General features: G+C 63.8%; 17 protein-coding genes. 11 read left to right on the top strand and 6 right to left on the bottom strand.

Translation table 11 applies throughout. From position 1 onward, the window contains the following. Positions 1-118: 118 nt before the first annotated feature. The 6 genes from V9L17_RS02485 (at position 119) to V9L17_RS02460 (ending at position 8,495) form a co-directional block, all read left to right on the top strand. Complete coding sequence (locus V9L17_RS02485; protein WP_337346397.1) at positions 119-1,852, top strand: ABC transporter ATP-binding protein; 1,734 nt, start codon at positions 119-121, stop codon at positions 1,850-1,852. Continuing rightward, complete coding sequence (locus V9L17_RS02480) at positions 1,849-3,909, top strand: ABC transporter ATP-binding protein (protein WP_337350340.1); 2,061 nt, start codon at positions 1,849-1,851, stop codon at positions 3,907-3,909. The genes V9L17_RS02485 and V9L17_RS02480 overlap by 4 nt, the downstream gene beginning before the upstream one ends. A gap of 146 nt (positions 3,910-4,055) precedes the next feature. Then, on the top strand, positions 4,056-4,472 hold the full coding sequence (locus V9L17_RS02475) for an acyl-CoA thioesterase (protein ID WP_337346399.1): 417 nt from the start codon (positions 4,056-4,058) through the stop codon (positions 4,470-4,472). 76 nt (positions 4,473-4,548) lie between these two features. Further along, the gene (locus tag V9L17_RS02470; RefSeq protein WP_337346400.1) at positions 4,549-4,788 is read left to right on the top strand and encodes a PLDc N-terminal domain-containing protein; all 240 of its coding nucleotides are present in this window, start codon (positions 4,549-4,551) and stop codon (positions 4,786-4,788) included. Between the two features lie 70 nt (positions 4,789-4,858). Continuing rightward, entirely contained in the window at positions 4,859-7,084 is a 2,226-nt protein-coding gene (locus V9L17_RS02465) for an McrB family protein (protein WP_337350339.1), read from the top strand. A 214-nt stretch (positions 7,085-7,298) separates the two neighbouring features. Beyond that, positions 7,299-8,495 (top strand): McrC family protein, encoded by a 1,197-nt coding sequence (locus V9L17_RS02460; RefSeq protein ID WP_337350428.1) that lies wholly within the window; start codon positions 7,299-7,301, stop codon positions 8,493-8,495. A 26-nt stretch (positions 8,496-8,521) separates the two neighbouring features. Here V9L17_RS02460 and V9L17_RS02455 read toward each other — a convergent pair whose 3' ends face one another. Then, positions 8,522-10,177, bottom strand: coding sequence for a sensor histidine kinase (locus V9L17_RS02455; RefSeq protein ID WP_337350338.1), 1,656 nt, complete (start codon positions 10,175-10,177; stop codon positions 8,522-8,524). 102 nt (positions 10,178-10,279) lie between these two features. On the opposite strand from V9L17_RS02455, the gene V9L17_RS02450 reads away from it, so the two are divergent. Continuing rightward, positions 10,280-11,053, top strand: coding sequence for a response regulator transcription factor (locus V9L17_RS02450; protein ID WP_337346403.1), 774 nt, complete (start codon positions 10,280-10,282; stop codon positions 11,051-11,053). On the opposite strand, the gene V9L17_RS02445 is transcribed toward V9L17_RS02450, so the two are convergent. The 3 genes from V9L17_RS02445 to V9L17_RS02435 form a co-directional block, all read right to left on the bottom strand. Next, positions 11,026-11,436: an Hpt domain-containing protein gene (locus V9L17_RS02445; RefSeq protein WP_337346404.1), complete on the bottom strand. Its 411-nt coding sequence runs from the start codon at positions 11,434-11,436 to the stop codon at positions 11,026-11,028. The two genes, V9L17_RS02450 and V9L17_RS02445, sit on opposite strands and share 28 nt — an antisense overlap. A gap of 580 nt (positions 11,437-12,016) precedes the next feature. Beyond that, entirely contained in the window at positions 12,017-12,490 is a 474-nt protein-coding gene (locus tag V9L17_RS02440) for a very short patch repair endonuclease (protein ID WP_337350337.1), read from the bottom strand. Between the two features lie 20 nt (positions 12,491-12,510). Next, entirely contained in the window at positions 12,511-12,945 is a 435-nt protein-coding gene (locus V9L17_RS02435; protein WP_337346406.1) for a pyridoxamine 5'-phosphate oxidase family protein, read from the bottom strand. A gap of 219 nt (positions 12,946-13,164) precedes the next feature. On the opposite strand from V9L17_RS02435, the gene V9L17_RS02430 reads away from it, so the two are divergent. Together V9L17_RS02430 and V9L17_RS02425 are read left to right on the top strand one after the other, a co-directional pair. Beyond that, a complete protein-coding gene (locus V9L17_RS02430; RefSeq protein ID WP_337346407.1) occupies positions 13,165-14,892 on the top strand; it encodes a purine-cytosine permease family protein in 1,728 nt (575 codons plus the stop codon). Between the two features lie 137 nt (positions 14,893-15,029). Continuing rightward, entirely contained in the window at positions 15,030-16,100 is a 1,071-nt protein-coding gene (locus tag V9L17_RS02425; protein ID WP_337346408.1) for an alkene reductase, read from the top strand. Positions 16,101-16,297: 197 nt separating this feature from the next. On the opposite strand, the gene V9L17_RS02420 is transcribed toward V9L17_RS02425, so the two are convergent. Further along, the gene (locus tag V9L17_RS02420) at positions 16,298-16,615 is read right to left on the bottom strand and encodes a hypothetical protein (RefSeq protein WP_337350427.1); all 318 of its coding nucleotides are present in this window, start codon (positions 16,613-16,615) and stop codon (positions 16,298-16,300) included. Between the two features lie 123 nt (positions 16,616-16,738). Here V9L17_RS02420 and V9L17_RS02415 point away from each other — a divergent pair, with 123 nt between their 5' ends. Further along, positions 16,739-19,186 carry a Tex family protein gene (locus tag V9L17_RS02415; protein WP_337350336.1) on the top strand — a complete coding sequence of 816 codons (2,448 nt, stop codon included), beginning with the start codon at positions 16,739-16,741 and terminating at the stop codon, positions 19,184-19,186. Between the two features lie 57 nt (positions 19,187-19,243). Here V9L17_RS02415 and V9L17_RS02410 read toward each other — a convergent pair whose 3' ends face one another. Next, the gene (locus V9L17_RS02410; protein WP_337350335.1) at positions 19,244-20,035 is read right to left on the bottom strand and encodes a ZIP family metal transporter; all 792 of its coding nucleotides are present in this window, start codon (positions 20,033-20,035) and stop codon (positions 19,244-19,246) included. 93 nt (positions 20,036-20,128) lie between these two features. Between V9L17_RS02410 and V9L17_RS02405 the strand changes: the two genes are divergently transcribed. Beyond that, positions 20,129-20,449 carry a hypothetical protein gene (locus V9L17_RS02405; protein ID WP_337350334.1) on the top strand — a complete coding sequence of 107 codons (321 nt, stop codon included), beginning with the start codon at positions 20,129-20,131 and terminating at the stop codon, positions 20,447-20,449. Positions 20,450-20,463: the final 14 nt, after the last annotated feature.

Raw genomic sequence — 20,463 nt, 5'->3', positions numbered from 1 at the left:
GGTGCAGATGTTTCGCACGGGCAACAGATTTCGTAGAGTGGGAAGGCTAAGAATGTCAGCCCCGGCTGCTAGTACTTATCCACACCATTTCGCGCTCTCTCCCTAAGGATCCGTGGGCATGCTCCTCACCCTCATACGGCGCTATTCCAAGCCGTATTTGCCGTACATCGTTGCCGTCATCGTGTTCCAACTGGCGTCCACCATCGCGGCGCTCTACCTTCCCAGCCTCAACGCCCAGATCATCGATGAAGGCGTCTCCCGCGGGGACACGGATTTCATCTGGCGTACCGGCGGCGTGATGCTGCTGGTCGCCTTTATCCAGGTCGGAACCGCGATTGCCGGTGTGTACTTCGGCTCCAAGGCGGCCATGGCCATGGGACGCGACCTGCGCCGTGGGGTCTTCCGAAAGGTCACCAGCTTCTCCGCCAAGGATGTGAACACCTTCGGCGCGCCCACCCTCATCACCCGCGGCACGAACGACGTCCAGCAGGTCCAGATGCTGGTGCTGATGGGGCTGAACTTCATGGTGGCCACGCCCATTATGTGCATCGGCGGCATCATCATGGCGCTTCGCGAGGACATCAGCCTGTCCTGGCTTGTCTGGGTCTCCGTACCCGTGCTGATCGTCGTGGTGGGCTACCTGGTAGTCCGGCTGATGCCGCTCTTCCGCTCCATGCAGAAGAAGATCGACCGCATCAACGCTGTCCTGCGTGAACAGATCATCGGCATCAGGGTGGTACGCGCCTTTGTCCGCGAACCCTATGAAACTGAACGCTTTGGCGAGGCCAACAAGGAACTGACCGACGTGTCGCTGAAGATCGGCTCACTGTTTGTCCTGATGTTCCCTGCCATCGGCATGATCCTGCACCTGTCCACCGCCGCCGTACTGTGGTTCGGCGGTCAGCGCGTTGATTCCGGTGAGATGCAGGTGGGCGCCCTGACAGCGTTCCTGCAGTACCTGCTCCAGATCCTTATCGCGGTCATGATGGGCACGTTCATGGCCATGATGATCCCGCGCGCCTCGGTGTGCGCGGACCGCATTGGTGAGGTGCTCGACGTCGAACCCTCCATCCACGACCCCCAACGGCCGGAAACTCCCGCCACCCTGGCCGGCGTGGTTGAATACCGGAACGTCACCTTCGCCTACCCCGGTGCTGAGTCGCCGGTGCTGAGTAATATCAGCTTCACCGCGAAGCCGGGGGAGACCGTGGCGATCATCGGGTCTACCGGTGCAGGAAAAACCTCGCTGCTGTCCCTGTTGCCGCGCCTCTACGACATCGCTGAGGGCGAGGTACTGCTGGACGGTGTGTCCGTGGCCAACCTGGACCGGGCCGAGATCACCAAGCGCGTGGCCCTCGTGCCGCAGCGCCCCTACCTTTTCTCCGGCACCATCGAGCACAACCTGCGCTTCGGCAAGACTGAGGCCACCGACCAGGAACTCTGGGACGCGCTGCACGTGGCCCAGGGTGAGGACTTTGTCCGCGAGAAGAAGAACGGGCTCAACGCCCGCATCGCCCAGGGCGGCACCAACGTCTCCGGCGGCCAACGGCAGCGGCTCTGTATTGCGCGGGCCCTGGTCACGAAGCCCAGGGTGTACCTCTTTGACGACTCTTTCTCGGCGCTGGACGTAGCCACCGACGCCAGGCTCCGTGCGGCCTTGAAGCGGACTACCGCCGACGCCACCGTGATCATCGTGGCCCAGCGCATCTCCACCATTACTGAGGCGGACCAGATCCTGGTCCTGGACAACGGTCGGATCGTGGACCGGGGCACCCACGAGGAACTCTTGGAAACCTCGCCCACTTACCAGGAAATTGTTGAATCCCAGCTGAGCGTGGAGGAAATGGCATGAGCGCCCCTAAGAAAGACTCCGCAGGCTCGTCCACCGAAACGCCGGATTCCGTGGCATCGCCCGAGGTCCTGGAAGACGACGAATTCTTCGAGGAGGAGTACAAACCCTCGGAGGCCGACGGCGACATGTTTGGCGGGGTGCCCGCCAAGAAAGCGGAACACTTCTGGCCCTCCGCCAAGCGCCTGATGGGGCTGTTGAAGCCCGAAGCTGCTGGCATCTACGCCGTGGTTGCCCTGGTGGTGGTCGCGGTGGTCCTGAACGTTATCGCCCCCAAGATCCTGGGCCAGGCCATGGACGTGATCTTCGGTGGAGTAGTGGGCAAGCAGCTCCCCGCCGGCGCGAGCAAGGAAGAGTTCGTGGAAGGGCTCCGCCAGCAGGGGCAGGACAACTTTGCGGACATGATCTCGAAGATGGAGCTGGTGCCCGGAAGCGGCATCGACTTCCAGAAGCTGTCCTTCCTCATTGCCATCGTGCTGCTGATGTACTTTGTGGCCAATATCTTCCTGTGGCTGCAGGGCTACGTCCTGAACCGCATTGTCATGAAGGTCATCCGTCAGCTTCGCGACGACACCGAAAAGAAGCTGAACCGGCTGCCGCTAAACTACTTCGACACCCGGCAGCGCGGCGACGTCCTGTCCCGGGTGACGAACGACGTCGACAATATCCAGCAGGCACTGCAGCAGGCCTTCGCGCAGCTGATCAACTCCCTGCTGACGGTCATCGGCATTGTGGTCATGATGTTCATCGTTTCCTGGCAGCTGGCGCTGATTGCCCTGATCGCCCTGCCGCTGTCAGGTGTCGCCGCCGGCATCATCGGATCACGCAGCCAGAAGCTCTTCGCTGCGCAGTGGAAGAACACCGGCGCTCTGAACGGTCAGATCGAAGAGTCCTTCTCCGGCCACGACCTGGTGCGTGTCTTCGGCCGCGACGCCGACATGCTGGAGCGTTTCGAGGAACGTAACGAGGCCCTGTACAAGGCAAGCTTCGGCGCCCAGTTCGTCTCCGGCATCATTTTCCCGGTGATGCAGTTCGTCTCCTACCTCAGCTACGTGGGCATCGCCGTGGTGGGCGGCCTCCGCGTAGCCTCCGGATCCATGTCCCTAGGCGATGCCACGGCGTTCATCCAGTACTCGCGTGAGTTCACCCAGCCGCTGGGTCAGATGGCCGGAATGGCCAACATGCTCCAGTCCGGCGTGGCTTCCTCGGAGCGGGTCTTTGAATTCCTGGACGCCGACGAGCAGGATGCGGAAACCGCCACCGACCACCTTCCGGCCAAGACCGACGGGCATGTGGAGTTCCAGGACGTCACGTTCAGCTACACCGAGGACAAGCCTTTGATCGAGAACCTGTCCTTTACCGCTGAGCCCGGGCACACGGTGGCCATCGTCGGGCCCACCGGCGCCGGCAAGACAACACTGGTGAACCTGGTGATGCGCTTCTACGAGCTCAACTCCGGGTCCATCACGCTGGACGGCGTGGACATCACCACCCTGAGCCGTTCCGAGCTTCGCTCGAAGGTGGGCATGGTGCTGCAGGATGCCTGGCTCTTTGGCGGTTCCATCTACGACAACATCCGGTACGGCAACCTCGACGCCACCGAGGAGCAGGTCATGGCAGCAGCCAAGGCCACCTTTGTGGACCGCTTCGTCCGCGCGCTGCCGGAGGGCTACAACACGGTGATCGACGAGGAAGGCAACAACGTCAGCGCCGGCGAAAAGCAGCTCATCACCATCGCCCGCGCGTTTGTGGCCAACCCGTCGCTGCTCATCCTCGATGAAGCCACCAGCTCTGTGGACACCCGCACGGAACTGCTGGTCCAGAAGGCCATGGCCGCGCTGCGGACTGACCGGACCAGCTTCGTGATTGCGCACCGCCTCTCCACGATTCGCGACGCCGACACCATCCTGGTGATGGAGAACGGGAAGATTGTGGAGCAGGGCAACCACAAGACGTTGCTCGCGGCCGAGGGCGCCTACTACAGGCTCTACATGTCCCAGTTCGCCGGAGCGAATGCTGAGGAATCGCCCGTGGATGACTCGACGGCGGTGCACAGCTGACCGCGCAGGAGGCCGGTACGCGGGCGACTGGTGCGCAGGCGGCCGGAGACACTGCCGCAGGAACACCGGCGGCCGGCGCGGCCGACACCGGAACGGCCGCGGCCGACAACAAGGCAGCACCCAGGCGCATCGAGGTGCTGGTCCCCATGCGCTGGGGCGACATGGACGCCTATGGGCACATCAACAACGTCCAGATAGTGCGGATGCTGGAGGAGGCGCGGATTGGTGCCTTCGGGCCGCCGCGCGGTGCCGGGCTGCCGGGCATAGAGCCTGAGGTGTCCCTCTTCAACGACGTTCCGGAAGGCGTCATGGCGCTGGTGGTGGATCACCGGATCCGCTATGTCAGGACCCTGGAATACCGCAATGTCCCGGCCGTGGTCCAGGTGTGGGTCGGAGCGATTAAGGGCGCCAGCTTCGATATCCACTACCTTGTCCAGGACCCCGTCACCGGTGAGGACTGCGTCCGTGCCAGCAGCCACCTGGCATTTGTTGACGAGGCCACTGGGCGCGTGGTCAGGCTGACGCAGGAGCAAAAAGACCGGATGGCACCGTTCGCCGCCTAAGCCGTTGCGTTGGTCCTGTCCACACCGGAAACTGAAGACCTGGGCCACTGATGGCCCGGACTAAGGAGCTTTAACCATGGCTAAGCTGAAAAAGAAGACCTGGAAAGAAATGCCCCCGGCGGCGCGGGCAGGAACTGTGCTGATCGGGATCGTCCAGATGGCGCTGATGGTGGCTGCGCAGCGGGATATCTCGAAGCGCCCGGCGGAGCTCATTAATGGGCCCAAGGCAGCCTGGCGGATGGCCGCCCTGATCAACTTCATCGGTCCCATGGGGTACTTTATCTTCGGCCGGAAGCGGACGGTGACGGGAAAGTAGGCACGTCCGGGTGCGCCGGGGTCAGGGTCCTTGGAGCGGGCGTTCAGCTTAAGCCTGTAAATTTGAACCCATGACCCCGACCGCTAAAACTGCCATGTCCCGCGCCCTCGGTATCTCCCAGGAGATTGAGGACGCGGCGTGGTTTGTGCTCGGGCCGGGCCTGCAGGGCAAGCCGTCCGCCTTGGACGGCCTGACCCTGACCTGGACATCGGAAGCAGCCACTGAACTGCACGACCGCCTGGACCGGGGCGTCCCGGATCCCAAGGCGCCCATGATGACCAACCTGCGCCAGAACCTCCAGGACTCGTCCCGTGCTGCCAAGCAACTGGCCGTTGAACTCCTGTTCCTCCAGTCCCTGCCGCTGGCACACGAGGTCAAGTCGCTCAAGGTCAAGCGTGCCCGGGTGGCGGAGGCTGCGTCCTGGCTGGAACCGCCGTTGGAACTGCCCGAGGAGCTGTACAAGGGCATGACGGACCACGGCGTCATCAGGGACCGCACAGCAGAATTCAACTGGACAATCTGGGACCACCTCAAGTGGCTCTGCCGTTTTGTGCAGCATGTGGACCAGCAAATTCCGGCCGCCATCAGCAAGGCACTCAAGGATCCGCTGAAGTTCCACGAGCTTGCGGCCGGCACCCCCGGGGACCAGCCCGCCATCCGGCGCAGCATCGAATACCTTGCGTGGCCCAGCTACTTCGAGCCGGTAGTTGCGGATGTGGAGCGGCAGGAAATCCGGGACGCCTTCGCCTCCCTGGTGGGCGGGGCGAAAGGCGACGCCGACGAGGACATCACGGCGGACATCCACCGCATCAGGCTGCACCTTGACGAGCAGGCGGGGCAGCGCATCGACTGGTATGCCCGCCAGCTGGTGAGCCAGTGGCGCAAGGTAGGCGATCCCGGCCGCCGGGCGTGGCTGCTGCGGACCCACAGCGATAACGCCGAGCTGCTTGCCGCCTGGCAGGGCGAGGAGAAGGTAACGCTCGACGTCGAACATCTCCGGCTCCTTGACGCCGGGGTGACTGCCGGGCTGGTTCAGCACGCTGTGGACGAGGACTACAAGCACCTCGGCTACGTCGAACGCGAGGACACCAAAACCGCGGTCTTTGCGATCCTCACAGTCATGAAACCGGGCGACCTTGTCCTGTACCAGAGCTCTGGAAAGGTGCGGCTTGGCGTCGTGCTGGGGGAGCCCGAGTACAACGACGACAATCGCCGGATCCGCCGCAAGGTGCGCTGGTTCGACGAAGCCCACACCACCACCGACCTTCCCCGCCATGTGCAGCGTCAGCTCGCCACACCGGGGATCGTCGTGGACGTCACCAAGGTTGTACAGGCCCTGCAGGCGCTGCTGCCGGCCGAGGCGGAACCGGAAGACGACGACGCCGGTACTGCCGCCGTCGTTCCCCACCAGGAGGGTTTCCGTCCGCTGACGCGCGAATTCGCCGATTCGCTGCACATGGACCTGGAACCGCTGCAGGAGATCGCGGAACTGCTGGAGGAGAACCGCCAGCTGGTGCTCTACGGCCCGCCCGGCACCGGCAAGACGTACTTGGCCAAGCATCTCGCCGCGGAACTCGCTGATGATAGTACGGATGAGCGCGTGAAGCTCGTGCAGTTCCACCCCTCGTACGCCTACGAGGACTTCTTCGAGGGCTACCGGCCGGACAAGACCGACGAAGGCCAGGTGTCCTTCAAACTCGTCGCTGGACCGCTGCGCCGGCTGGCCGAGGAGGCCGCCAAACCTGGGAACGAAAAGAAGCCCTACTTCCTGATTATCGACGAGATGAACCGGGCCAACCTCGCCAAGGTGTTCGGCGAGTTGTACTTCCTGCTGGAATACCGCGACGACCGGATCTACCTGCAGTACAGCCCCAACGAGCCGTTCACCCTGCCGGACAACCTCTACATCATCGGCACCATGAACACGGCCGACCGCTCCATCGCCATGATGGACGCGGCCATCCGCCGCCGCTTCGCTTTTATCGAACTGCACCCGCAGACCGAACCCGTACGGGGTTCGCTGCTGCGCTTCCTGCAGGCCCGGCAGCTGGACGCCACGCCCGCGCTGCTGCTGGACGCCCTGAACGCCGCGATCGATGAATGGGACCGGGACCTGATGATCGGGCCGTCGTACTTCATGAAGCCTGCCGCCCAGACCCCCGCCGGGCTGCGCCGGATCTGGAAGTACGAGCTGATGCCGCTCCTCGAGGAGCACTACCACGGCCAGTTGACCCGGGCGCAGCTTGAGGAGCGCTTCGGGCTGGACCAGTTGCTGGGACGCCTTGCTGCCAGCTAGGCCGGCCCAGGCCCCCTCGCTGGCGACGGGACGGGCAGCCGGAAATGCGGCCGGAGAGCCCGCAGGAGGGCCAGCCGGAAAAGCTGCCGGGCCGGCAGCCGGAGAGCCCGCCGGAGGCCCGGCCGGAAAAGCTGCCGGCCAGGCGCTCAGAACAGCAACCGTCCAGCAAGGCGCTGGACGCCGGGGACCCGGAAACCCTCCGAGGCACCTGGTCCTGGACGAACTGTCCAATGGCATAGTGGACCGGCTCGATGCTGCCAGTGCGGCTTTCCTGAATTCCAGCGGCCTCGTGAAGGCCTCGCCGATGGGCATGGGCCTCTACCGGATCGAACCGGTGGGGAAGGTAGGCTCAGTCCGCACCTCCACGGTCCAGCTGGACGTCCGTCCCAAGGACCGGCTGGGCCTTAGCCGTCTCCTGTTCCTGCTCAGCTACGCCGGCAACCAGGGCTTCCGGAACGATTCTGTCGCCGCAGCGGAGGACCGCGATCTATGGAGCGCGCTGGCCGAATCCCTGGCCCAGCTCGCCGAACGCGCACTGGGGCGCGGAGTGCTCCAGGGCTACCTCAACGTCGACGAGTCGCTCCGGACCGTGAAGGGCAGGATCCGGATTTCGGACCAGATCTCCCGCCGCCCCGGCATGCTGGTTCCGCTGGAGGTGTCCTACGACGAGTTCACGGAGGATATCGCCGAAAACCGAATACTCCGGGCCGCGCTGGAGCGCATGGGCAAGGTCCCTGGTGTCCGTCCCGAGGTCCTGAGCCGGTTGCGGCAGCTCAAGGGCAAGCTCGACGCCGTGACGCACCTTCCCTCCGGCGCGCCGCTGCCCCCGTGGTCCCCCAGCAGGATGAACGTCCGCTACCAGGCCGTGCTTCGGCTCGCCGAGCTGATCCTGCGGAACGCGTCCGCGGAGGCAGGGGAGGGGAAGCAGCAGACGGCGTCGTTCGTGGTGGACATGGCCCAGGTGTTTGAGGACTTCGTGGGAGCAGCCCTCCGTGGAGCCATGGCGGCATACCCCGGGGAGCTGCGGCTGCAGTACAACGCCCTCCTCAGCGAGGCAGTGGACGACGCCGACCGGCTCTCCGTGCGGCCGGACGCGGTGCATCTTTTGGGCGGGCGTCCCGTGGTGGTCTATGACGCCAAGTACAAAGCTGCCTCAGACCTTGGCGCGTCCCTGTCCGCTGACCACTACCAGATGCTCGCCTACTGCACGGCTCTGAGGGTGCCTACGGCCTGGCTGGTCTACGCCGGCTCGGGCGAGGTGAAGCTTCGGCGGATCCTCAACACTGACATCGACGTCGTTGAGTTTCCGCTGGACCTTTCCCGGCCGCCGTCGGAGATCCTGGCAGCGGTGGCGGACCTGGCACGGCAGTCCTGGGGCGAGGTGGTCCGGGCCTCCAGGGCGGGAGGCTAGGCACCCGTCGAGAATTGGCGGGCGTTTTAGACCGGCAGGCGGAACGTGAAAGTGGTTCCCTTTCCCAGCGAGGAATCGACCTCAATGGTCCCGCCGTGGGCTTCCACGATGGCTTTGCTGATGGGCAAGCCCAGGCCCACGCCCGGAATGGCAGTCCTGCGCACGTTGCTGGTGCGGAAGAACTTCGCGAAGACTTCGCCCTGATCGTCAGGGCTCATGCCCATCCCGGTGTCGCTGACCCGACACGTCAGGTGGCCGGCTTCCTGTTCCAGTGAGACCACTACGTTGCCGCCGTCTGGGGAGTACTTGATGGCGTTCGATACGAGGTTGTCCAGCACCTGGGAGATGCGGGGGCCGTCCACATGGGCATCGAGCCGCGCGGGCGTATCGGCTTTAAGCACTACGCGGGATGCATCAGCCTTGGGGAGGGCGGCGGACACCGTTGCGCGTACCAGCTCCGCAACGTCCACAGCGTGCGGCGACACGATCAGCTGGCCCTGCCTGCTGACCAGGAGGTCGGACACCAGGGTGAGCAGGCGTTCAGAATTGCGCCTGATGATTTCCAAGGGCCCAAGTTGGTCATCGCCGGGATCGTCCTCCAGCAGGATTTCGACGTACCCCATGATGGACGTCAAGGGCGTCCTGAATTCGTGGGACACGCTGGAGACGAACTCGTCTTTGGCGGCCAGCGCGTTCACAAGGTCGGTCACGTCGCCGAAGACAATGACGGATCCGGCAAACTGCCCGTCGGCGTCCTTCATGGCACGGGCGCTGGTGGTGATCGCGCGCTGTTCCTTGCCTGAACCCAGCCAGACCAGGTAGTCCGTGAAGGTCTCGCCCAGGACGGCCCGGCGCACCGGCCGGTCCTCCACCGGGACCGGTGTGATGCGGTCTGCCGCAAAGACCAGCAGCTGGGATTCGTTCGGGTCCTCGATGTCCTTTGGCCGGGCCAGCTCGTGGTTGGCACGCTGTTTCCGGTTCATCAGGATGTCATGGCCGTCGGCGTCCACCGCTAGGACGCCCAGATGCACGGTGTCGAGAACGGTGTTGAGCAGGGCTTCCTGCTGCTTTGTACTGCGCAGGCTCGCCTGGAGCTGCTCGTCCTTCTCCTCCAGGGTGCGCTGCTGGCGCATCATGCTCAGGGTCAGGACGCTCACTGATACGCCGATTCCCAGCATCATGACGGGCAGGAGCAGGGACCTGGACAAGCTGGGGCCTGACACGTCCCCTCGGAGCAGCAGCGGTACCCAGATGATCGCCAACGGGGCGAAGAAAGAGAGCCACAGTGAGGCCCTCGGATAATATCCTGAGGCGCAGAGCCAGATCACCGGGAATACCGCCAGGAGGCTGATGCCGGTCAGGCTCTCCTGGCCGCCCTCCCTGCCTACCGCGATGGAGACGAAATCCAGGAGCGGAATGAACAGGAAGCTGGTGTACGGCAGGCGTTCCCACGGCACCAGGTAGCACAGCGCCATGAGTACCAGTTGGGAAACCAGGAACGCCACAAAAAGCGGGTTGTCCATGGTCTCAGGGAAAAACGCCCATGTCAGGAACGCTGTGAAAAGCGTGGTGACAAACAGAGGCATCTGGCTCAGGGCAACGCGGTCCGTTAGCCGGTATTCGTGGAAGGGACGCCGGAAGAATTTCAGGCGGCCCGTGGCCCATGCAACGGGCTCACTCATGGTCAGTTGCCGGAGGCTCGATTAAGTCAAGACGCATGACAGCAGGATATCGGCAGCCAGCTATATACTTCAGACGGTGTCAAGCATGCTGAGGGGGCTGTAATGAGTGATCCACGTGTGGGCCTGGTTATTGAAGACGACCAGGACATCCGGGAACTGGTGCGCACAGTGTTGACGCAGGCAGGCTTTGACGTGACCGTAGCCGGAAGCGGAGCTGAAGGTGTCCTGGCGGCAAAGACCCTGAATCCGGACGTCATCACGCTGGACTTGGGGCTGCCGGACATTGACGGTTTTGAAGTGTCGCGCCAAATCCGGGAGTTCTCCGATGCGTACATTGTGATGCTTACGGCCCGCACCGATGAACTGGACACCCTGATCGGCCTGGAATCCGGCGCCGACGATTACCTGACCAAACCCTTCCGCCCCCGGGAGTTGCGGGCCCGTGTGGCTGCGATGATGCGCCGCCCGCGCGCCGCCGCCGAGCCGGCAGATGCCGCAAGCGCCGCCGACGCGGCCACCCGTGCCGAGCCTAATCCCAGCGGCCGGGGCAACTACACCCACAACGGGCTGGACCTGAGCTACGCGTCGCGCTCCGTGACGGTGGATGGGCAGGAGCTGAACCTGACCCGCACCGAGTTCGAACTCCTGTACGCCCTCCTGGAGGCGGGCCGGACTGTCCGGACCAAATCAGATTTGGTGAGGCGCCTCAGGGACGAGGACTACGACGTCGGCAGTTACATTAGCGAGGCCGACGAACGGTCAGTGGAAGTCCACATGGGAAACCTGCGGAAAAAACTGGGCGATTCGCCGCAGCGTCCGCGTTGGCTTCAGACGGTACGGGGTGTTGGTTACCGGCTGGCGCCAGTCGAGCGCTGAGCCTGGAGGCGGTGCAGGGTCTGCCGGCTGCACTGATTGATGGTTTTGAGGTATGCCGCCGCGAGCCGGGGAAGGACAACTGCGACGTCGCTGTGGGCTGAGTCGCTGCGGATGGCGCTCTCCAAATCCAGTGCCAGTCCGGCCAATCGCTCCGCTCCCACCATCTGGCTTGAAGTCTTGAGGCTAAGGATGGCGTCCACTGCACCGTTCAAGTCGCCCGTGGTCAAGGCCAGGCGGAGTCGGCCGATCCGATACGGGAGGTAGTCGATGAAGTTCCCGACAAAGACCGTGCAGTAGCCCTCGTCCTCGTCCAGTTCTTCCCGCAGCCTGTCCAGGACAGACTGGTCCACCAGCGGCCGCCCTGCATCATCAGACTGCGTCATGACGGTCCTTTCCGCTGGGGCCTCCCGCTCCGGAAATGCGGAGGTGGGTTGAGCCATCTTTCCTCCTTCAGATTAGGTCTGTTCCCCCGCCCTGTAAGGGTTTTGGAAAAGAATTGTGGCTTTCTTGATGAGACTGCGGATTTTCCATCTAGGATCACGCCGGTGCCGCCAGCACTGCCTGTTCGTGGCCCGGGCCACGGCTCGATTGTGGGGAATTGATCGCCTTGTTTCGAGTGTTGAAAACCGTGGCTCTCTCGCTTGGCGTGGGTGCCGCTTTGGTCGGCCTATGTGGATATCGTGGCTTTGGACGGCTACAACTGGGGACGTCCGCCGCCTGGAGCAGCTGGAGAAGGAAGCTGACTGGCGCATCAACAGCAGCGTTTCTTCCGCAGGGGCCTTCAGCTCCGCCTTGCTGGCCAGGCGCAGTTAGCCGGCTCTTCGTAGCTGGCCGGGATTTCGTAGCACGCATGGGCGGGAAAGGCACACGTTCCTTCCCCCTAGTTGATCCCTTGGCCGCACGATTGCGGCAACAGGGATTCCATCCTTGCTGCCGGTACTCAATATGGGCGGCGGCAAAGGATCAAGATCGCCTCAAGTTCCCTTCAGGCGGCTTACGGGACCGTTGGCTTATGGCATCGCCCAGGAACTGGACGAGCTGGGCCTCGAGGGCGGACCCGTCCTTCAGCTCGCATTCCCACACGGTCAATACCTCCCACCCGGCGTCTTCAAGCTGCCTGCGCTGATCGGCGTCGCGGTCCCTGGTGCGTGTGCGTTTGGCTTCCCAGAAGGTGGCGTTCGCCTTGGGGGCATGCTGGCCCACCCTGCAGTCATGGAAATGCCAAAAACAGCCGTTGACGAAGATGACCTTGCGGCGGCCCGCGAAGACCATATCGGGGTTGCCCGGCAGGCGGACCTTGCCCGCTCCGCCATGCAGGCGGTATCGGTAGCCTTTGGCATGCAGGAGGCGGCGGACCAGCAATTCGGGCTTGGTGTTCTTGCCCCTGATCCGGGACATGTTCCAGCTCCGCTGCTCGGGGGTCAGCCTGTCCGCCATACCTCCAGTCTAGGCAGCCCCTAGATGACGCGCTCCGGCTGCTCGCCAAGCTGGAAATGCCGGCCGCTCAGGGACGTGGGCACGATCTCCACGTAGAAATCCTTGAGTGTGGGGACCCAGCTCTTGAGCCCCAGTTCCTCCACTGCGGCGAGCTCCGAGGAGTTGGTCAGGACCCGGGCGGTTCCCCGCAGGACGACGGACCACGCTTCGTCGGACAGGACTCCATCCGTTTCGAACAGGACCCTGGAGTTGATGGTGAGCTGCGCCAGCTTATTTCCGGGCGCCGTCCGCAGATAGATCTTCCGGTCCGAGGTCAGGTAGTTGACCGGGAATATGTCGGGCTCGCCCGCTACTGAAACCACCAGCCGGCCGTGCTTGGTGGCGTCAAGGAGCTGCCAGGACTGCTCGTCGTCGAGTTCCAGGACGGGGTTGCCGTCGGTGTGGTTAAACATCATGGTTCCTATTCTTCTACGTTGCGTAGAAAATGGCTAGGGCTTTGGAGAATTCGCATCCTTGCCCTAACCCGGGTGACACCTTCATTCATAACTTCACAACGCAGTCAAAAGGTGTAACTGAGTGGAAACAATATCGTGACGAATCCGTCGTACTTGCTGGCTACGGTCGCAGGAGACGTTCCACCAACGTTGTCCCCGCACGGAAAGTGACGCACTCACATGAGTAATGACCTGGAGAGCACGCGACTGCTGGACCCAACCGCGCCCGGAAGTGCCGCCGTCGTCCGCGGTCCGGGGCAAACCCCGACGGCGGGCAACACGGCCGCCCTCAGCGCCACCAAAGAGAGCCTGGAGGATTACACGCTCCGGTTCGCGCCGCGTTCATACCGGAAATGGAGCGCGGGCGTAGTTGCCACGAGCGCCCTGGGCGGCATTGCGTATCTGGCCGATTTCTCGATCGGGGCGAACATCGGCATTGCATACGGCACCACGAATGCGGTCTTTGGCATCCTGGTTGCGGCGCTCATCATCTTTGCAACAGGGTTTCCGCTCGCCTACTACGCAGCCCGGTACAACATCGATCTGGACCTCATCACACGCGGTTCCGGCTTTGGCTATTACGGATCCGTGGTCACCAATGTCATTTTTGCCACATTTACGTTCATCTTCTTTGCGCTGGAGGGTTCCATCATGGCGCAGGGTCTGGAACTGGGGCTCGGCATCCCACAGTGGCTTGGGTATGCGGCTTCGACAGTGATCATCATTCCGCTGGTCATTTACGGGATGAACACCCTGGCCAAGCTGCAGGTGTGGACCACTCCGCTGTGGCTCCTGCTGATGGTGGTTCCGGTGGGATATCTGGTCATCTCCCACCCGGAAAGCGTCGACAGCTTCTTCGCCTACACCGGCGAATCCGGGGCAGAAGGACCCAGCGTTGCTTCAGTGATGCTGGCGGCAGGGGTCTGCCTGTCGCTGATGGCGCAGATCGCCGAGCAGATCGACTACCTGCGGTTCATGCCGCCGCGGACCGAGGCCAACAAAGGCGCGTGGTGGCGGGCAGTGATCCTGGCCGGGCCGGGCTGGGTGATCTTCGGGGCCATCAAACAGATTGTTGGCATGTTCATCGCCATCTACCTCATTGCCACGCTCGATCCCGCAGCATCAGTGCACGCAAACGAGCCCGTCCACCAGTTCCTGGGCGTCTACCAGGAGATGATGCCGGCGTGGCTTGCCATGACGCTGGCAGTGGTGCTGGTGGTCATCTCGCAGATCAAGATCAACGTTACGAATGCCTATTCGGGGTCCTTGGCCTGGACCAACAGCTTCACACGCATCACCAAGACCTACCCGGGCCGAATGGTCTTTGTGGTGGTCAACCTGGTCATCGCGCTGGTGCTGATGGAAGCCAATATGTTCGACTTCCTGAACACGATCCTGGGCTTTTACGCCAACTGCGCCATGGCCTGGGTGGTTACCGTGGCGTCCGATATCGCCATCAATAAGTACCTGCTCAAGATCTCTCCGAAGACGGCCGAGTTTCGGCGCGGCATGCTGTACGCGGTGAACCCGGTGGGGTTCGTCTCCATGCTGGTCTCTGCGGGGATCTCCATCGCGGTTTTCTTCGGGGCGTTCGGTGGCGCTATCCAACCTTTCTCGCCGATCTTCGCCGTGGGGCTGGCGCTGGTCCTGCCTCCGGTCCTGGCGCTGGCGACCCATGGAAAGTACTACCTCCGGCGCACGGACGACGGCATTGACCTGCCAATGTTTGACGCCGACGGGAACCCGAGCGAGGACAAGCTGCCCTGCCACGTGACCGGGCTGGAGTTTGAGCGTCCGGACATGATCCGCTCGGCCCAAGACGGGCCCGACGGCGAGCCCCAATATGTGTCCTCCCTTGCCCTTTCGACCGACAAGACAGGGAAGTTGGTTTTGCCGGCCCAGACGTAGTTTTTGACGTTTCCACGGTGGGCGGCCCGTGCTTACTGCAAAGGCCGCCCACCGTGTTCCCGATCACAACCGGAATAGTTGCAGACGCCAGTCAGTTGGGCAGGGCAGTACCACTTCATTTCTGAAAGGAACTGCGCATGCTGTTTTCCCCGTTGACCCTCGGCGAGCTCGAACTCCCCAACCGCCTGGTGATGGCACCGCTTACCCGCCTCCGCTCCGGCGCGGAAGGTGTGCCCGGCCCCCTCGTCGTCGAGCATTACCGCCAGCGCGCGTCCCTGGGCCTTATCGTCAGCGAAGGTATTTACCCGAGCCCTGCCGGCCGTTCCTACCCGGGCCAGCCCGGGCTGGTCACCGAGGAGCAGGTCGCCGCGTGGAAGCATGTCACAGACGCAGTTCACGCCGAAGGTGGCAGGATCTTTGCCCAGGTCATGCACGGCGGGCGCGTGTCCCACCAGGACATCACCGGAGGCCATCCGATCGTTGGCCCCAGCGCCGTCGCCATTGAAGGTGAAGTCCGCACCCCGTCGGGCAAGGAGCCCTACCCGGTACCGCACGCGCTCACCTCCGACGAACTGCCCGTCGTGATGGACGAGATCGTCACCGCATCCCGCAACGCCATCGAGGCCGGCTTCGACGGCGTGGAACTGCACTCAGCCAACGGCTACTTGCTGCACGAATTCCTTGCGCCGAACTCCAACGTCCGCGATGACAGCTATGGCGGATCGCCGGAGAACCGGGCGCGCTTTGTCATTGAGACCGTCAATGCCGTAGTCGCAGCACTCGGCGCCAACCGTGTGGGCATCCGCATCTCACCGGAGCACAATGTCCAGGGGATCGCCGAAACGGACCTGGCGGATGTCCGCGCAACCTACGAAGTTCTCCTGGACAGCATTTCGCCGCTCAACCTCGCGTACCTGAGCATCCTGCACCACGAGCCCACCGGCGAGTTGGTCCAGGACCTCCGCGCACGCTTTGATGGGACCTTCCTGGTGAACACCGGCTTCGGTGTTGTCACTACCCGTGACGAAGCCGTGGCCCTGGTGGCCGACGGCCACGCCGATGCCGTGGTGGTGGGCCGGCCTGCCATTGCCAACCCTGATTTGGCCCGCCGCTGGAAGGAAAGCCTCCCGCTGAACGAGCCGGATGCTTCCACTTTCTATGGCGAGGGTGCCAAGGGCTACACCGACTACCCCGCGTACCAAGGCTGACAGCCACATAACGACGACGGCGGCACCCGCTTGGGTGCCGCCGTCGCTGGCTGCACGGTGTGCTGTCCCGGCAGCGCGCGCCAAGAAGCCATCCGACGGCTTTTTGGCTCATTTTATGATTGGCCCGCCTGGATCCCTTGGGGTCCGGGCGGTGCTTACATGATATTCCACCGAATGGATTATCGCTAGGGTTTTCGCTAGAGGAATGCCTCGCGGCCCGTCCCCTCACGCATCACCAGCTTGCCGTCCTCAATGGAAACGAGCAGGCTTTTGGGTTTCCCGCTGACCTTGAGGATGCCTTTCAGGCCCCTGTTGGTGATCTCCACGCCCACCTGTGCCCCTTTCGCGGGCAACTCCACTGATGCTTCAAACGCTTCCCCGAGAAGGGGATTGGTGGAAACTCCGACGTCTCGACGGACCTCTTTGCCGTTGACCATGACGGTGATGTTGGCCTCGTCGAATCCTTCCTGAAAGACGATGAGCAGTTCCCGCATGGTGGCCTCTTCCTCGAGAATGATTACCTGTGACGGCAACTCCACTACAGCACTTCACGGCCCGTAGCGGAATACCCGGCCTGGCGCGGCCCTTGGTTGAGACTGTCGCTGGAGACCGTCAGACCCGTAGGGCAAAATGTTCTGGTGACCCAACTCCCGCACGCCCCGTCCGCCCCCGCATCCGCCCCAACACTGGACAGCGCCATCCACGCCCAGATCGCCGCCGAACTTGGTGTGAAAACCTGGCAGGTCAAGGCTGCTGTGGAACTGCTCGACGGCGGGTCCACCGTCCCGTTCATCGCCCGGTACCGCAAGGAAGCCACCGGGACGCTGGATGACACGCAGCTCCGTGACCTCGACGAACGCCTGCGCTACCTCCGGGACCTGGAAGACCGCCGTCGTACGGTCCTTGAGGCGATTGCCGCGCAGGGACAGCTGACGCCGGAACTGCAGGCGGCCATCCTTGCCGCGGACACGAAATCACGGCTGGAAGACATCTACCTTCCCTTCAAATCCAAGCGGCGCACCAAAGCGCAGATCGCGCGGGAAGCCGGATTGGAGCCGCTCGCCGACGTGCTGCTGAAGCGGCCGGAGCTGGACCCCGAACGCGAGGCCGCCAAGTACTTGAACCTAGAGCACTCCATAGACGACGCCGCTGCCGCGCTCGCCGGAGCCCGCTCCATTCTGGTTGAGCGTGTCGCCCAGGACCCGGACCTTGCCGCCACCCTGCGGGACCGGCTCTGGACTCAGGGCCGGATGGTGTCGCGGGTCAAGAAGGGCAAAGAGGCGGAGGGGCAGAAGTTCGCCGACTACTTTGAGTTCGCGCAGGCGCCTTCCGGGATGCCCTCGCACCGCGTCCTAGCCTTGCTGCGTGGCGAGAAGGACGGTGTCCTGGAACTGGATCTTGTTGAGGCAGATCCGACTAACGACGACGCGCTCGTTGCCGCCCGTGCCCGCTACGAGAATGCGGTGGCCAGGTGCCTTGGTGTCGCCGAACGGGGTCGGCCCGCCGACGCCTGGCTGATGCAGACTGCCCAGCTAGCGTGGCGCTCACGTGTACTTGCCCGGTTGACGGCCGACCTTCGCGGACGGTTGTTTACCGCCGCCGAGGACGAGGCCGTCCGGGTATTCGCCGCAAACCTGCGCGACGTTCTACTCGCGGCACCCGCCGGCAACCGCGCCACCCTTGGGCTGGACCCGGGCCTGCGGACCGGCGTGAAGGTGGCCGTGGTGGATGGCACAGGCAAAGTAGTAGCCACCGACACCGTGTATCCGCACGCACCGGCCCGGAAGTGGGACGAGGCCCTGGCCACGCTGGTCAGGCTGGCGCAGGAGCACAACGTTGAACTGGTGGCCATCGGCAATGGCACGGCGTCCCGCGAGACTGACAAGCTGGCCGCGGAACTGATCAAACTGCTGCCAGCCGCGGAGAAGAAACCGCAGAAACTGGTGGTCTCCGAGGCGGGGGCGTCCGTGTATTCGGCGTCGGCGCTGGCAGCCGCTGAACTGCCCGGGATGGATGTGTCCCTGCGGGGAGCCGTCTCCATCGCCCGGCGCCTGCAGGACCCCCTTGCCGAACTGGTCAAGATCGATCCGAAGTCCATCGGGGTAGGGCAGTACCAGCACGACGTGACGGCGTCGAAACTGGACCGCAGCCTGGACGCAGTGGTGGAGGACTGCGTGAACGCGGTGGGTGTTGACGTCAATACGGCGTCGCCCGCGCTGCTGAGCCGCGTGGCCGGCGTCGGGCCTTTGCTGAGCGAAAACATTGTGGCGTACCGGAACGAACACGGCCCGTTCGCCAAGCGCACCGACCTGAAGAAGGTGCCCCGGCTCGGCGCCAAGGCGTTCGAGCAATGCGCGGGCTTCCTGCGGATCACCGGGGGAGCGGAGCCGCTGGATGCCTCCAGCGTGCACCCGGAGGCCTACGCAGTGGCGCGGAAAATCCTGGTGGCTGCCGGTTCGGCGCCGGCGTCGTCCCTTGATCCCCGGGAGTTCGTGGACGGGACCTTCGGGTTGCCCACGGTCCAGGACATCCTGGCTGAACTGGACAAGCCCGGCAGGGACCCGCGGCCCGCGTTTGCCGCCGCAACGTTCTCCGAAGGGATCGAAAAGATTTCGGACCTCAAGCCCGGCATGGTGCTTGAGGGGACCGTCACCAATGTGGCCGCTTTCGGCGCATTCGTCGACGTCGGAGTGCACCAGGACGGGCTGGTCCATGTCTCGGCGCTGGCCAACCGCTTTGTGTCCGATCCGCGCGAAGTGGTGAAGTCCGGCCAGGTGGTGCGGGTCAAGGTCCTGGAAGCCGATCCCGAGCGGAAGCGTATCTCCCTGACACTGAGGCTCGACGACGAACCCTCACCATCCGGCGGGCGTGGGGTTGGTGGGCGTTCGGAAGCCGGTCGTGGGGCTGGTGGGCGTTCGGAAGCTGGCCGTGGGGCTGGCGGGCGGCCTGAGGCAGGCCGTCAGGATCGTGGGAAGGCCCCGCAGCCGGCAGGCGGCCGGACTGCTGCCCCAAAGTCGGCGCCGAAGCCTGCGCCGGTGAACACTGCCATGGCGGAGGCCCTTCGTAAGGCGGGACTCGGCAAGTAGCTGGTTCCGTTTCCGCTAAGGCGCTCAAGCGAGAACGGGCGGTTCAGGCGAGCGGGTTCAGGCGAGCGACAGTACAAACGCGAGGACGAAACCCGCCGCAGTGCTGATGGCCACGGCGGGCCCGCCGTGTTCGTAAGCCTCAGGCATGAGTGTGTCGGCGAGTGAAGCAATGACCGCGCCGGCGGCGAACGCCAGGGGTAGGGAGATTGCTTCGGGATCGGTACCGGATAGCGGGCCGGCTCCGATCACCACGGCGACTACCAGGAGGATTGCGCAGGCAAGCCACAGTCCAATGACGCTCAACGAGGAACGGCCTTGGCTGCGCATCGAGGCCGCACCCACCAGGGCCTCGGGCAGGTTGGAGACGAAGATGGCGGCGAGCAGGGCCAGTCCTCCCGTACCTTCTCCCAGGGAAACACCGAGGGCGACGTTTTCCGGCACGCCATCCAGGGTGACGGCTGCTAAGAGAGCCATCCCGGCCGCGCCGCGGGTGGAAACCTTGGCGGCCGGCTTGTCCTCCGCGGCAGCATCTGTGTCCAGCTTGGCGCTGCCTTGGAATTCATCGGCAGGTATCGCCTGGTCGCCGGGCTGGGCCCAGCGGTCCAGCAGTGCACTGAGGATTGTGAAGACGATGGCACCGCCCAGCAAGCCAAGTGCGGCCCGGATGATGCCACCGCGCTCATAGGCGTCCTCGAAGAGTTCAAACGTCAGGGCGGTAATCAAAGAGCCCGCTGCGAAGGCCAGAAGGATGGCCAGGAGCCGTTTGGGCAGCTCGAACCGAACACCGATGAAGGCACCCAGAACCAGTGCACTGGATGCTATGACGCCGAACAACAGCGACATCATCATCCCGTCAGTATAGGAGTGGCGGGCGGGCACGGGAACCTGTGAGTTTCTCAGCAGGAACTTTCGGCGCCGAGACGTATCTGCAAGGGTGGAACCATGACTTACTTCTTGGAGTACACGGTCCCAGCCGCTTCCGACGAGGAAGGATTCGCCTTTCCCCACGATGAAATCAGTCCCGGCACTACCGTCCCTTTGGTGCAGACAGATGCGGACATCGTTCATACCCCCGACCTTCCGGCTCGGACGGGCATCATCGGAGCGACTGTCGCAGAAGCCAAGCTCGAGGCCGAGCAGCTCATCACGCATAGCCGCGCCACCGAAGCCACGCTGTATGAGGATCCGTCGAACTCGCTCCGGGCTGGCGTCGGAACCCGGGTGGCCACCTTCAAAGAGGGGCGCGGCTGGCAGGACGCCTAGCCAGACTGAGGCGG

The organism is Pseudarthrobacter sp. CCNWLW207 (assembly GCF_037203945.1).
Taxonomy (GTDB): domain Bacteria; phylum Actinomycetota; class Actinomycetes; order Actinomycetales; family Micrococcaceae; genus Arthrobacter.
Note: the sequence above shows the minus strand (reverse complement) of the source record. Positions and strands in the feature narration are given on the sequence as shown.